General features: G+C 73.3%; 8 protein-coding genes and 1 pseudogene. 6 read left to right on the forward strand and 3 right to left on the reverse strand.

The features are described from left to right. Positions 1 to 289: 289 nt before the first annotated feature. Complete coding sequence (locus AB0I88_RS39400) at positions 290 to 1,135, forward strand: amidohydrolase family protein (protein WP_361037072.1); 846 nt, start codon at positions 290 to 292, stop codon at positions 1,133 to 1,135. On the opposite strand, the gene AB0I88_RS39405 is transcribed toward AB0I88_RS39400, so the two are convergent. Then, a complete protein-coding gene (locus AB0I88_RS39405) occupies positions 1,128 to 2,309 on the reverse strand; it encodes a hypothetical protein (RefSeq protein ID WP_361037074.1) in 1,182 nt (393 codons plus the stop codon). The genes AB0I88_RS39400 and AB0I88_RS39405 overlap by 8 nt on opposite strands. A gap of 63 nt (positions 2,310 to 2,372) precedes the next feature. Here AB0I88_RS39405 and AB0I88_RS39410 point away from each other — a divergent pair, with 63 nt between their 5' ends. Both AB0I88_RS39410 and AB0I88_RS39415 read left to right on the forward strand, forming a co-directional pair. Further along, positions 2,373 to 4,154, forward strand: coding sequence for a siderophore-interacting protein (locus tag AB0I88_RS39410; RefSeq protein WP_361037076.1), 1,782 nt, complete (start codon positions 2,373 to 2,375; stop codon positions 4,152 to 4,154). Between the two features lie 123 nt (positions 4,155 to 4,277). Further along, positions 4,278 to 5,405: a hypothetical protein gene (locus AB0I88_RS39415; RefSeq protein ID WP_361037078.1), complete on the forward strand. Its 1,128-nt coding sequence runs from the start codon at positions 4,278 to 4,280 to the stop codon at positions 5,403 to 5,405. 102 nt (positions 5,406 to 5,507) lie between these two features. On the opposite strand, the gene AB0I88_RS39420 is transcribed toward AB0I88_RS39415, so the two are convergent. Then, complete coding sequence (locus tag AB0I88_RS39420) at positions 5,508 to 6,371, reverse strand: amidohydrolase family protein (RefSeq protein WP_361037086.1); 864 nt, start codon at positions 6,369 to 6,371, stop codon at positions 5,508 to 5,510. Between the two features lie 80 nt (positions 6,372 to 6,451). Here AB0I88_RS39420 and AB0I88_RS39425 point away from each other — a divergent pair, with 80 nt between their 5' ends. The 3 genes and pseudogenes from AB0I88_RS39425 to AB0I88_RS39435 form a co-directional block, all read left to right on the forward strand. Further along, entirely contained in the window at positions 6,452 to 9,022 is a 2,571-nt protein-coding gene (locus AB0I88_RS39425) for a DUF6493 family protein (RefSeq protein WP_361037080.1), read from the forward strand. A 10-nt stretch (positions 9,023 to 9,032) separates the two neighbouring features. Beyond that, positions 9,033 to 11,843: a DUF6493 family protein gene (locus AB0I88_RS39430; RefSeq protein ID WP_361037082.1), complete on the forward strand. Its 2,811-nt coding sequence runs from the start codon at positions 9,033 to 9,035 to the stop codon at positions 11,841 to 11,843. 634 nt (positions 11,844 to 12,477) lie between these two features. Beyond that, positions 12,478 to 12,648, forward strand: a pseudogene (locus AB0I88_RS39435) (IS110 family transposase); the annotation flags it as partial. A gap of 871 nt (positions 12,649 to 13,519) precedes the next feature. Here the strand turns inward: AB0I88_RS39435 and AB0I88_RS39440 are convergent. Then, positions 13,520 to 13,829 (reverse strand): hypothetical protein (locus AB0I88_RS39440; RefSeq protein ID WP_361037084.1); only part of this gene is annotated, 310 nt, incomplete at its 5' end.

Consider the following 13,829-nt stretch of genomic DNA (forward strand, 5'->3'; position numbering starts at 1 on the left):
TCGAGCAACGAAGATGGCAGCGCAGGCACGGGACTCCATCGGTTACGAAGCGTAGAGAACTCCGATGATCAATGGACCCGTGCCTGTTTGCTGCCCGCAGGTACCCACCTGTCCGGATCTTGGACCTATCGCCGGTCGGTCTTACCCGCCGGACCGGCCGGGAAACGTCACGAGGGCGCGCCGCGGGCGGCGGCACCGGAACCGTGGCGGTCAACGGCGTGAGAAGACGGCGCCGCCGCAGACCGCGACGTAGGGTATTCATCTGCTGACGTCAATCGACGGGAGCTTGATGATCATCGACGCGCATCATCACCTGTGGCAGCCCGAGCGCGGCTACCGCTGGCTGGCCGCCCCCGGACTGGAACGGCTGCGCCGCCCCTACCTGCCGGCCGACCTGATCGCCGAGACGACCGCCGCCGCCATCGACGCGACCGTGCTCGTCGAGGGCGGCCGCTGCCACACCGACGAGGTGGCCGAACTCCTCGGCTACGCCGCCACCACACCGGTCATCGCACGGGTGGTGGCCTGGATCGACCTCGGGGCGCCGGACGTCGCCGCCACCCTGGCCGGATACCGGCGGCTGCCCGGCGGGGAAATGCTCGCCGGGGTGCGCGCCCAGGTGCAGGGCGAGACCGACCCCGGCTACCTGGACCGGCCGGAGGTGCGGCACGGTCTGGCCGCGGTCGCGGCCGAGGGGCTGGCCTTCGACCTCGTCATCCGCTCCGGGCAGCTTCCGGCCGCGGCGAGAGCGGCGTACGCCGTACCCGAGCTGACTTTCGTCCTCGATCATCTCGGCAAGCCCCGCGTCGACCGGGGTGACGCGGGGTTGCGCGCCTGGCTGGGCCCGTTCACCGAGCTGGCCGCCTGCCCGAACGTGACCGCCAAACTGTCCGGCCTGATCACCGAGGCCGGTCCGGGCTGGACGCCGGCCGCGCTGGGCCCGTTCGTGGCGGCGGCCGTCGACCTGTTCGGGCCGCAGCGGCTGATGTTCGGCTCGGACTGGCCGGTGTGCCTGCTGGCGGCCGGTTACCGCGACGTGCTGGACGCGCTGCGGGAAGCGCTGCCGCCGCTGGCCGAGCCGCAACTGGCCGAGATCTTCGGCGGCACCGCGGCCCGCGTCTACCGGATCAGCTGAGCTTCGAGCCGCTCAGCGACGGCTGCCCCGACCCCAGGTAGAAGATGCCGGGCAGCCCGTCGGTCTCGAACCCGGAACTGACGTTGCGCCGCAGCTTCGAGTCGCGGATGGACAGTGTGCCGGTGCGGTCGTTGCTCACGTAGAAGATCGCGCCGCCGCCCTCCCGGGCCCTGTTGTTCTCGATCACCGTGCCGGCGATCTTGAGCTGGTAGGTGTCGCCGTCGTTGTAGACGGCGCCGCCGCTGCCGCCGCCCGGGGTGCCGTCGCGGGCCGGGTTCGCCCCCCTGCCGATCGCCGAGTTGCCGGAGAAGCGGCTGTTCAGGATCGTCCAGGAGACGTGGATGCTGCTCAGGGCGCCACCGTTGGAGCAGACGCCGCCGGTGAAGGTGCTGCCCACCACGTACGCCGTCTGACCGGACAACCGCACCCGGATCGCCGCGCCGCCCAGGTCCGGCCCGGTGCCGTGGCAGCGGTTGCCGGTGAACCGCGCGTTGATCACCTTGAGCTGGCCGCCGTTGGCGAAGATCGCTCCCCCGCCGCCGGTCACGTCGGTCGGGTCGGTGCTGTTGCCGTTCTTGAGGACGATGTTCTGCACGGTCAGCTTCGGGGTGGCCTTCAGGTGGCAGTGGCCGCTCGCCGGGCTCTGCCCGAGGCTGGTGTCACAGACGTTCATGTAGAGGATGCGGCGTTCGCCGCCGCCGCTCAGGGTGACCCGGCCGCCGCCGTCCAGGACCACCCGGGCCTTGGCGTTACGCACCTTCGCGGTCCGGGTCATGGTGATGGTGACCGGCTCCGGGCCGCAGTCGAAAGTGATCACGCCGCCTGCCGCGACCGCCTTGACCACGGCGGCCGACGTGCAGCTCGCCGGGGTGCCGTCGCCGACCGTCCGGTCCGGCCGGCTGGTGTCGACGGCCCGCGCGGCGGCCGGAACCGTCGCCCTGCCGCCCGGGTTGCCGGGCTTCGGCAGCGTCTTCGGGCGCACACTCGGCGTGGCCTTCGGTGTGGCGGAGACCGCGGCCGACGGCGGCGCCGACGGCGCCGTCGACGCCTCGGTGGCCGCCGGGGCCGGCGCCGAGGGCCCGGCCACCGGGGTCACCGGCGGCGGGCCGGAGGCCTGGCAGGCGGCCAGCGCACCGGCGGCACACACGGCAAGGATGGTCCGTCCCAATCGCACCGGCCGATGCTACGTCCTCGGAGTGCCGCCTGGTGGTCCCGCCCGGGCACGTAGTCTCTTGCCGTGTCGAGCCGAAGTATGCGTACCAGAGTCACGTTCCCGATCGTCCTGCGCGAGCTGACCGTCCTGCGGGTGGTCGACGTCAACGCCGGAACCCGCCGGATCACCGTCGGCGGCCCGCAACTGGGCGCGTTCCGCTCCGGCGGGCTGGACCTGCCCGCGCTGCGGTCGGAAGGCTTCGACGACCACGTCAAATTCTTCTTCGCGGCGCCCGGCGCCGACCGGCCGGTGCTGCCCCGGCAGGAGATCGCCAGCCTCGGCTGGCCGGCCGGTGAGCGGCCCATCGCCAAGGACTACACGCCGCACCGGATCACCGGCACCGAGGTCGACTTCGATTTCGTACGCCACGGCAACGGCCCCGCCGCCACCTGGGCGGAACAGGCGAAACCCGGCGACACCCTGTGGATCGCCGGCCCGAAGATGTCGCTGAGCCACCCGGCCGGCGCCGACGTCATCGTGGCCGCCGGCGACGAGACCGCCCTGCCCGCGCTGCGCCGCTGGCTGCACGAGATGCCGGCCGGCACCCGCGCCCACGTCTTCATCGAGATCGCCGACGACAGCCGCCGCCAGGAGCTGCCGACCGCCGCCGACGCCGAGATCACCTGGCTGACCGGCGGCTCGCCCACCATGGAGGAGGCGGTCCGGGCCCTGCCCTGGCCGGACGGCGTGGTCTTCGCGTGGGTGGCCGGCGAGGCGGGCGCGATCCGGCCGTTGCGCCGCTACCTGCGGGTCGAGCGCGGCCTGCCGGCGTCCCAGGTGGAGATCACCGGCTACTGGAAGCGCTCCGGCCCTCTTCCGGAGGCGGCGGACGCCACCGAGCCCGAGGAGGACGACGACGCCCACGAGCGGCTCCACGAACTCGCCGAGATCGTGCCCGGCCTCGCCCTGCGCGTGGCCGTCACGCTCGGGGTGATCGACGCGCTGGACGGCGGGGACGGTTCCGCGGCGGCGGTCGCCGCGCGTACCGGGGCCGACGCCGGCACCGTGGAGTCGCTGCTGCGCTACCTGGCCGCACTCGGCGTGGCCGCCGTGAACGCGGACGGCCGGTACGGGCTCACCCCGCTCGGCGACGAGCTGGCCGAGGACGCCGACGAATACCACCTGGAGAACGCCGAGGCGATCCTCGACCTGGCCGTGCTCACACTGGCCGCCCCGCGGGCGCCCGAGTCGATGCGGGCCGTCTTCGAGACCGACGAACGGCTCGGCGGCCGGGCCCGCGGCGTCGTCGAGGACCTGGCGCTGTGGATCGCCCCGCTGATCATGTCGGCGTACGACTGGGCCGCGGCCGGTTCGGTCGCCGCCACCGGGCACGGGGCCGGAGCCGCCGTCAACGCGATCGCCCGCGCCCACCCCGGCATGCCGCTGAGCCTGTCCGCGCCGCCGTCCGCGCTGGCCGTGATCCGTGATCAGATCCTCGACCGGGAGCACACCGGGCACGTCGAGCTGGTTCCCACCTCCGGGGCCGTCGTGGTCCGCGACGGCGCCACCCATCTGCTCGTGCACTTCCTGGACTGGCTCACCGACGCGGACGCCGCCCACCTGCTCGCCGAGTTCGCCCGGGCGCTGCCGGCCGGGGCCGACGTGGTGGTGGTCGAGGACGTCCGGCCCGAGAACGACACCGACGTCGAGGAGCTCGAGAACGACCTGCGGCTGCGGGCGGCGTTCGGCGCCGGGCGGCGTACCGCGGAGCGGATCACCGAACTGCTCGGCGAGGCCGGGCTGCGCACCCTCGAATCCACCGATATCGGCTGGTCGCACCGGCTGTGGCATCTCACTCGGGATTGATTGAACCGCGCACCGTCGGTAGCCGTAACCTCCACAGAGGATCATCGAAGGCCTCTCCGTCGAACACGCGAGCGCGCTGCGTGACCAGCGGGGCGGACCTGGGCAGGCGTGAGGGAGACGCGCGTGGAGCGGAGAGGCTCTGGTGACGGGACGGCCGGCGGGCGGGACCGTCCGCCGGCGTTGCGGATCGCCGGGTACGTGGTCGGCCACGCGGAACCCGTCGCCGACGAGCGTGCCGACCCGGCGACGGCGGAAACCCGGCTGCCGGACATCTCGGACTACTGGCCGGACGCGGCCCCACGGGTCACCGTGCCGTCCCGGCCGGCCGGGCATCCCCGGCCGGCCGGCACGACCGAACCACCCGCGCCGACCGCGGAACGACCCACGCGGACGACCGGGCGGCCGGACACCGCGGGCGACGCCACCCGCCGGTGGGCCGGCCGGCGCCCGGTGATCTGCGCGGGGCTGCTGGCGCTCGTCTTCGCAGGCGGCACCGTGCTGCTGGCCCGGCCGCTGACCGGCGACGACCGGCAGCGGACCGTGCCCGCCGCGGCGGCGCCCACCGACCCGGTCAGCGTCGCGCCGGTCGAACCGGTCACACCCGATTCCGCCACCCCGGCCTCCCCGTCACCCTCCGCAGCCGCCACCCGCCCGGTCGCGCCCGAGCCGCCCCCACCGGCGATTCGCGAGGCGCGTTTCGAGCTGGCCGACGGGGTCACCGAACTCGACGTGCGGACTGTCACGATGGACGGCCCCTACCGCGTCAGCACACCGGACGGCTCCGGGCTCGACGTGGACACGTCCTTCGAGGACGGGGTGCTGCGGGTGGAGACCACGCCCGACGGCACCGGATCGGGACGGCTGGACGTCCGGCTCAGCGACCGGATCGTCTGGGACCTGCGGATGGGCGCCGGAGTGCACACGGCGTCGTTCGACATGGACACCGGCACGGTCGGCGGGATCGACCTGCGCGGCGGGGCGCAGACCATCGACATCACGCTCGGGCGGCTGTCCGGGACCCTGCCCGTGCGGATGGCCGGAGGCGTGCACACCTGGCGGATCCGGACCGCGCGGAAGGTGCCGGTCCGGGTGACGGTCGGCGCCGGCGCGGGCGACGTCACCCTCTACGGACGCGGTTCCGGCGGCGTCGGCGCCGGGACCACGCTGCGGTCCGGGGATCCGGACGACCGCCCCGGGCTCGACATCGACGCCGAGGCGGGGATCGGGTTCCTCGCCGTGAGCGAGGACTGACCGGGCGGTGACCCACCACTCACGCCCGGCGGTCGCGGCACGGCCCGGGCCCGCCGGGGGGCTCGCGGGTCTCGTCGAACGGGTTCGGGCAGGCGTACCGGATCAGGGTGTTCCGGTGAGGAAACGCTGTGCGTTCGTGGTGAACAGAGCGTCCGGGAAGACGGCCCGGCCGAGGGGTTGAGCGTAGGGGCGATCGGAGCCGTGCACGAGTGAGTCCGCGCCGGCCACACGGGTCAGGGCCTCGATCGCGTCGGCCCGGTAGGAGGACGTCTCGTAGAAGACGCCCGGGTCGACGGCGAAGGCGCCGCCGCGAGCGGCGAGTCGCTCATGGTGCAGCGGCGCGAGGCCCGCCAGTGCGACGAAACCGATGCGCAGGTACGGGTGACGCGCGCGACCGGCGACGTGCCAGGCCATCCATGAGCGGTGCAGCTGGGCGACGTAGGGCACCAGGGCCGGCCACCAGCCGGGTGTTCCGGAGTCACCGGACGGCGCCGGTCCGGGGTGGACGAGCAGCGGTTTGCCGGCCTGTTCGAGCGCGCTGAGCAGCGGCGACACGTGGCCGATGGCGGCCGGGTCACCGAGTGCGGTGGCCGGGAGTTGCAGGCCGGCGACGCGGTCCTCGCGCAGCAGACGGGTCAACGCGGACGGATCGGGCTCGGTGACCGAGGCGGCCGCCCAGACCCGGAACGGATCGGGCAGTTCCAGGGCGCTTTCGTGCCAGACGTCGAGCAGGTCGTGGTCGGTTCCGTGTTCGATGCCGAGCGGGCTGGAGAGCGACACCAGGACCTGCCCGGCGCCCTCGGCCAGCTCCCGCGCTCGACGGCGGCCGATGTCGTGAGCGGCCGGGTCGACCCGGTAGGGCTGCTCACCGGGCAGGTGCAGGGTCCAGTCCCGCAGATAGCCACGCCATCGCAACGCCTCGACGAACGCCGGGGGCCAAAGGTGCTGGTGGCAGTCGATCCGCATCACCGGATACACCCTATATCCCCTCGGTTTCGAAGGTCGGCGGCGAGTTTTTGTCGGGGGGTGCCGCTAGGTTCTGCGCCATGGTGGATTTCGGGCGGCTGGAGTCGTGGATCAGGGCCGGTGAGACCGAGCAGGTCGTCACCGCTCTGCTGGGCATGGACGAGGCGTCCCGGCGGGCCCTGGCCGCCCCGGTCAAGCGCCTTACCCTGGGCGAGATCATGGTGGTCGACGGCTCCTGGGAGCAGCAGACGGCCCGGCGGCGAGGCCGGGAGGCGGCCCTGCGCGCCGCCGGGGCCGGCTGCCTGCCACGCGCCGCCGACGTGGTCTCCTTCCTGCGATCCAACCGGTTCCGGCCGCTGCCGGACGAGGCCGCCGTCGACGCCGTGGTCCAGTTGCTGCGGGCGCCCGGACGCCCGTCGCTTCCCGCGATCGCCCGTTCGCTGGCCGAGAAGATGCGGCCCGCCACGATCAACCAGCAGTGGGGCCTGGTCAGCCGGTTGCTCGCCGAAGCCGGCCTCGCCCCGCCCGCCACCGAGGCCGGTGTGCGCGCGTGGCTCCGTCACACCGGCGGCCGGCGGTACCGGACGGATCTCGCCGAGTCGCTGCGCGCCGACCCGCACACCAGCGAGATGCTGCCGCACCTGTTCACCGTCCCCCGGGTCGCCGACGAGATGGACGAGGAGTGGACCAAGGCGCTGGCCCGGCTCGCCGCCGACGGCGTGATCGACCGGCAGTCGCTGCTGGACGGCTGCGTCCACCGGCTCGCCGCCGGCGACCGGGTGGCCGCGATCCGCCGGGTCGTGGTGCTGCACCGGCTACTCGACCCCGACGCCGGGGAGTTCGCGGCCCGTCACGCCGAGTACGTGGCCATGCTGTCCAGCCCACACTCGACGGTGGCCGACCTGGCGCTGCGCGGCCTGCGGCTGGCCGACGACGGCGGGCTCGTCGAGATCGAGACGGTGGCCGAGGCCGGCTTCGCGGTCCTGCTCCGCAAGGAGAAGAAACTGGTCCGGGCCCAACTCGACTGGCTCGGCGTGGTGCTCGCCCGCAAACCCGACCCGCTGCTGTTCGAAGCGCTGCTCTCCGGGCTCGGCAACCCGGCCGTCGACCTGGCCGAGCAGGTCCTGCGAGCCGCCTCCGAGCATCTGCCGGTCTTCGGCGACGCCGCCCGCGAGTCGCTCGCCGCGGCCGCCGCCGGCTTCCAGGGCGACCTGCGCCGCCAGGCCGACGCCCTGCTCGGCACGACCGGCGCGCCCTCCGGCGGCACCGCCGTCACACTGCCACCGGTCACCCCGGCCGCGCCCGTGCCACCGCCCATCCCGTCCATCCCCGAACTCGTCGCCGAGGTGCGGCACATGCTGCTCCAGCAGGAGGACCCGATCCGGTTCGAGCTGATCCTCGACGGGCTGGTGCGGTTCGCCGGCAGCGACCGGGCGGCGCTCGGCGCGGCGCTCGCGCAGATCCTGCCCGACCACTGGAGCACCCCGTTCGTCAACCTGCTGCGGGCGATCATCACCGGGCAGCGCATCGCGTGGAACCCGCCCGACTGGGAGCGGCGGATGCCGGCGCCCGCCTGGATGCCGATCAAACGGTTGAGCGAGCTGACCCGGCAGATGTGCGGCACACCGCCGCCCGCGCTGCTCGCCACGCCCGCCACCGTGGACGGGCACGTCGACCCCGCACGAGTGCTGCGGCTGCTCGGTCAAGGGTGGGAGCCGGGGGCGTACGACCTGTCCCAGGCACTGCTGCGACTGCCCCGCGAGGTGGGACCGGAAGTGCGGGCGGCCGCCGGCGCGCTCACCTCCCCGGCCGGCCGGGCCCTCGCGGCGTTCCTGGCCGGAGGCGGACTGCCCGATCCGGAGGTCGTCACCGTCCACGTCGGCAAACGGCGGTGCCCGCACAACGGGTACTACTGCGACTGCGCCCACCGCCCGGCCCGGCGGACCGTCGCGTTCGCGCCGATCGAGCACCGGCTGACCGTGCCGGAGGGGCTGCTCGGCCAACCCGAGGAGGACGCGTCACGCCGGGCCTGGGAGTACCGTCACGGGCGCCCGCTGGACGGGTGGCCGCTCATGTTCCCCAGCCACCGGGAGATCGTGGCGGCGCACGTACAGGCCCGGATCATCGAGGCGCCGGAGAGCAAGAGCGCCGGCGGGATAGCCGGCATCCTGCCCGCGGTGGCCGCCTGCGACGGACCGTTCGGGCCGGCCATGGCGCTCTGCCTGGCGTATGGTCTGACCGCCGCCGGCGTGGACGGGCGGGTGGCCGCCGTGGACGCCTTCCTCGACCTGGCCGCGCGCGAGGTGCTCGACGGGGCGCTCGTCGGTCGTGAGCTGGTGGCCCTCCACGAGATCTCGGTCATCGTGCTGAAGCGGGTCGCCGACAGTCTCGGTGAAGCCGCCCGGGCCGGAGCGGCCGCCGACGTGTGGGCCGTCCTGCGGGTGCTGATCCCCGCCGTCCTCTCCCCCGCCACGCCCGCGGCCGGGGCGCCCGACCTGCTGCTGGTCGCCGAGTCCGTCGCCACGGCCGTGCCCGCCCGCGAGGCGATCCCCGAGGTGACGGCGGTGGCCGCGCGGGGCGGACGGACCCGGCTGGTCACCGAGGCGACCCGGCTGATGCGGACGCTCGAAAATGTCGTACCGGGGCTCTAGGTTGTCGGCCATGACCGCAGAGATCCTCACCTGGGAAACCCTCGACCGGCTGGCGAGGCGATCGCAGCACGCGGCGATCACCCGCCACGTGCTCGCGATGAGCGAGCCGGAGCGGGTCGCCTTCGCCGCGCAGGTCGAGACCGGCATCAGGAAGACCGGCCGCGGCGACGACTGGTGGGGCCGCGGCGCCAACCCGGGCGCGGGCTTCGCGCTTGCCGTGATCGGCTGCATGCCGTCCGCCGCGCGGGCCGCCGCCCTGCTCGCCCGGCGGGACATGCGCGAGGAGTGGGGCCACATCCCCGCCGCCCAGTTCCGGAGCATCGTCGAGGCCCGCGAGATCCCGTGGATGGCCGACCTCGGTGCCCGGCTCGCCGAGAAGCTGCCGGCCAAGGAGGTCTGGTCCAGCGCGTGGCAGTTCGTCGCCGCGCTGCTCGACGCGACGCCCGAGCTGGCCCCGCGCACCGAGGGGTTCGTCCGCGGCTGGCTCGACGACGTGCATACGCGTATCGGGCGGGCGCGCTCGCTGACCACGTCGTTTCGTGAGAGTCCCTTCCTCGACGCGCTTCTGCCCGCGGTCTTCGAGATCGACGGCCTCGGCAACGCGCTCACCGGTGACCACTGGAACGGTGCGGTGTGGAGCACCACGCCCCGCTCCCCCGGCGCGATCGCCACCCTGGTCGCCGAGGGCCGCCTCGACCGCGCCACCGTCTACGCCGCCACCGTGGACCGTCTGGTTCGCGGCGACCGCCCGGCCATGCTGCGGCCGTTCGTGATGCTGCACGACGCGCTGGAGCCGAGCGCCGACGAGATGGCCGTCCACACGCACGACTACGCCCGGCTCCTCGCCGAGGCGCCGTCGGCGATCGCCGGGCTCGCCCAGCGGGCCCTGCGCGCGATCGACGACGCGGGCCGGCTCGACATGGAGACGCTGATCGAGGCGAGCGCCGCCACCCTGCTCCGCACCGAGAAAGGCCTGGTGAAGACGCAGCTCACCTGGCTGGAGAAGGCGGCACGCCGCTCGCCGGACCGCGCCGCAGAGGTGCTGGAGACGGCCGCCGTCGCGTTCGGTCACCCCACGCTCGACGTGCAGGAGCGGGCGCTCACCCTGATCGGCAGGCACGTGTCCCGGCTCGACGCCGGCACGGCCGCCCGGCTCGCCGACGCCGCCGGCACCCTCGGCGGCGACCTGCCGGCGCGGGCCGCGCGGATGTTCGGGGTGGCCGCCCCCACGGCCTCCCCGACTGCCGCCTCCGCCTCTGCCTCCGCCGATCCGGGCGCCGGCGCGCTCGCCCCGCCCGCGCCGGCCGCCGCGATGCCGCCGCCGATCGCGAGCGGCGCCGAGCTCGCCACCGAGATCGTCACCCTGCTGCACGACGAGACCGCCGTCGGGTGGGAGCGGGTGCTGGCCGCGCTGGTGGCGCTGCCCGGCGCCGGTGTGCCGGTCGCCGATTCGCTGCGGCCGGTCCTCGATCGGCACGAATACAAGTTGACCAACGACGGCTGGCACGGTGAGGGCCTGCGGACCTCCCTTCTCGGCAAGGCGATCCGGGCGCTGCTGGATCCGGCCGCCGCGCCCGCGCCGTCCGACGGGATCCGCGACGCCTGGCTGTTCGGCAGCGGCAGCAAGCAGTCCCTGCGCGGCGGTCCTGGCAGTGTCCTCGAGCTGCGCATCCGCGAGCTGGCCGAGCGGGTGTCCCTCGCACCGGCCGGTGACCTCACGACCGCATCCGCCAGGCTCGCCGAGCCACCGCTCCCATCCGGCGGCTCCCACCGCCCGCACACCCAGCCCAGCGACCCCTGTCTCCGGTACGGCCGAGCCGGTGAGCTCATGTCCACGCCTACCCGGGTGAACGGAAGCCTTGACCCGGCGGTGCTGCTGGCGCGGCTGATCCGGGCCGAGGCCGCCGGCTGGGAGCCGTGGCCGATCGACTTCGAGCAGGCGCTGTTGCGGGTGGAGCGTGACGCCGACCCCGCCGTGGTGACCGCGGCCGCCGACCTGACGTCGGTGGCCGGCCGCCGCTTCGCCACCTGGCTCAAGGAGGGCGGGCTGCCCGATCCGGTCAGCACCCGGCGGTCGCAGACCGGCAAGGACGGGCGGTATGAGTACGGCGGCACACCCCCGCTCAAACGCCGGGTCGTCGCCCAGCTCGAGCAGTCCCAGCCGGTCGACCACCTGCTGGGTGCTGTGCTCGTCAATCTGACCCGCAGCAACGTGCCCACCTACTACCCCAGGGACTTCTCCGCGCCCGTCGACGTCACCACCGCGGTGCTGCCGCAGCACCGCGAGGTGACCGCCGCCTGGGTGCTGCCGGTGATCGCCTCCCTCGCCGACATGGACGATCGTGGCGACGGCCCGGTGCTGGCCCTGCTCGCCGAGTGCGCCGGGCCGATCGGCCCCGCCATGACGCTCGCCGTGGCTTACGGGCTGGGCTCCCGCCACGAACCCGACCGTCTGTCCGCCCTCGACGCCTTCCTGATCCTGGCCGCCGGCTCCGAACCGATCGGCGCCGGTGTCGGCGCCGAGCTCGGTGACCTGTGCGCCGACGGCATGGTCAAGTTGACCCGGGTGATCCCGTCGCTGACCGACGCCTACCGGGCCGGCGCCGCCCGGCCGTTGTGGGAGCTGCTGACCGCGGCCCTGCCGGCCCTGCTGCCGGTTGCCCCGCGCGGCCTGCCGGACCTGCTGGAGCTGGCCACGCAGGTCGCCGGTGCGGTCGGCGCGCGCGACCAGGTCCCCGGGCTGGCGGAGGTGGCGGCGAAGCCGGGCAGCACACGCCTGCTCAAGGAGGCGCGCCGCTTGCGCACCGTCCTCGGCGGCTGACCCCGGCCGGGCGCACCCGCCCCGTCTCAGGGCCGCCGATCTGCTGACAGAAGCCCCGAAACGGACCGTAACCGCACCGCGCGGGCCCGCCCCCGGAATCACGACGTCAGCCCACCGGACACGGCAGGGCCGCGACCAGCACCGCGCGGCAACGACGGGCCAAGCTCACCGGATCAGCTGGCTGTCAGGGCTGCCTCACGCACGTTGAGACAGCCCTGACTCTGCTGGCTATTTGCTTCCCCGCACCCTCCCGAGGCCCGAATGCGCCGGACGGCACGCACGTTGGGCTCTGCGGGGTCGTTCGCGAGTGTCGTAACGGTGGCCGGGGCGCACTGTCGGTGCACTGTGCGCGCCCGCCAGGCGAGTAGGCGCGGGCGAGCGATTTCGGCCAGCAGGGTCAGCCCTGACATAGATGATGTTCATGCACCTCACGCGCCGGGGTCTGACCCAAGCTCTGACTGACTTCGGGTCTTTAAAGGGGATCTGTCGGCCTCGGGCGGGAGGTGCATGGCACTCACCGGGTGTGGCGTTGTGACTTAATAGGAGCCTGGCCAGAGGCCCCGTCTATGTCTTGTCCGCGTTTCCCGGCTGGTGCGTGCCGCCCTGCTGATCAGTTACGAGTGGCAGGACGACGATGGCTTCCATTACACCTGAGAACGCGGCGCTTGAGGTCACCGGTGGGGTCGACACCCACCAGGACACCCACACCGCTGCGGTGATCGACCAGGTCGGACGGGTACTGGGTACCCGCGAGTTTGCGGCCACACCGGCCGGCTATCGGGCCTTGCTGGCCTGGATGCGCACTGTGCGCGCCCGCCCGGCGGGGGCGAGCGATTTGGCCAGCAGGGTCAAGGTTGCCTCGTGACGCATGAGACAGCGCCGACCCTGCTGGCTTTCAAGAAGGGCTCGCTACCAGCGCATATCCGAGCTGGTTCCGGCCGGCGACCTCACCACGCGGGTGTCCGTGACCGAAACCGGACCTGGATTCAGGTTCCATGGCCCGCGACGCCGATCCAAGACAGGTGAAGACCCGTCCGCCGCGGCGTTTACGCATGTAGACGGCACTCCTTGAACGGCGCGCTCGTCCCTGAGGAAGATCGAATAAAAGCCTCGGCCGGCCGCGATGACTCCTCGGCGACCGCCGGTGGCCCCTGACACCGTCCATGAACGCCACCGTGCGGCACCGACCATCCGGGGACACGCGACCACCGCGACGATCACGGGTTCGCGGCTCACTCGGAAACGAACCCACCGCCCACCCGAGGCACCGCCCTTTCAAGATCGGCGGTTGCGGCGAGTGATTGCACCGGTGTCAGCGTGCCGGAATCGGATGAAGCGACACGCGGTCATTCCCGCATCCCTCCGCAAGGGGCAAAGCGGTCAAGCCGAGCGTCCGGCCGGCGACCAAACCCCTCCGACGGGTCGTCGGTGATACCTCTGACCGTTTCTACTCTGCCGCATCTCAATAGATTGGCATGATCCAGTTCTTGGCGGGTCTTACAGTTTCTTCTTCGGGCGCGGGACAATTTAGGTATGCGGCAGCTCCAGATATTCGCCACGAAAGAGTTGGCCACGATGCGTGATCGGCGGGCGCGCCGGAATTATTCTCAGGCCGCTGAGGATTTCCGCCGTGAACATGAGCGGCATCGAGCTTGGGGACTGCGGCAGCGTCACGCTCAACGCTTACGTCGCGCCGCCGCTATCGCCGCCGCCACGGGCAGAGAAACCACCGAAGCGCCCTCACACACACCGGACCCGGTCGCCTCGAAGCCGCCGGCCACCACGAAACGGGCAGCCATCACGAACCCGGCGGCCGAAGCGCAACCGCGCTCCACGGCGCAACCGCGCTCCACGCCGCAGGCCACACCGCAACCGCGCTCCACGGCGCAGGCCACACCGCAACCGCGCTCCACGGCGCAGGCCACACCGCAACCGCGCTCCACGGCGCAGGCCACACCGCAACCGCGCTCCACGGCGCAGGACGTA

Origin of the sequence: Actinoplanes sp. NPDC049802 (genome assembly GCF_040656595.1) — a bacterium.
In the GTDB taxonomy this organism is placed as follows: domain Bacteria; phylum Actinomycetota; class Actinomycetes; order Mycobacteriales; family Micromonosporaceae; genus Actinoplanes.

Coding starts and splice junctions, on each gene's coding strand:
- AB0I88_RS39400 (WP_361037072.1), top strand. CDS start 290: ATGATCATCGACGCGCATCATCACCTGTGGCAGCCCGAGCGCGGCTAC.
- AB0I88_RS39420 (WP_361037086.1), bottom strand. CDS start 6,371: ATGCGGATCGACTGCCACCAGCACCTTTGGCCCCCGGCGTTCGTCGAG.
- AB0I88_RS39425 (WP_361037080.1), top strand. CDS start 6,452: ATGGTGGATTTCGGGCGGCTGGAGTCGTGGATCAGGGCCGGTGAGACC.
- AB0I88_RS39430 (WP_361037082.1), top strand. CDS start 9,033: ATGACCGCAGAGATCCTCACCTGGGAAACCCTCGACCGGCTGGCGAGG.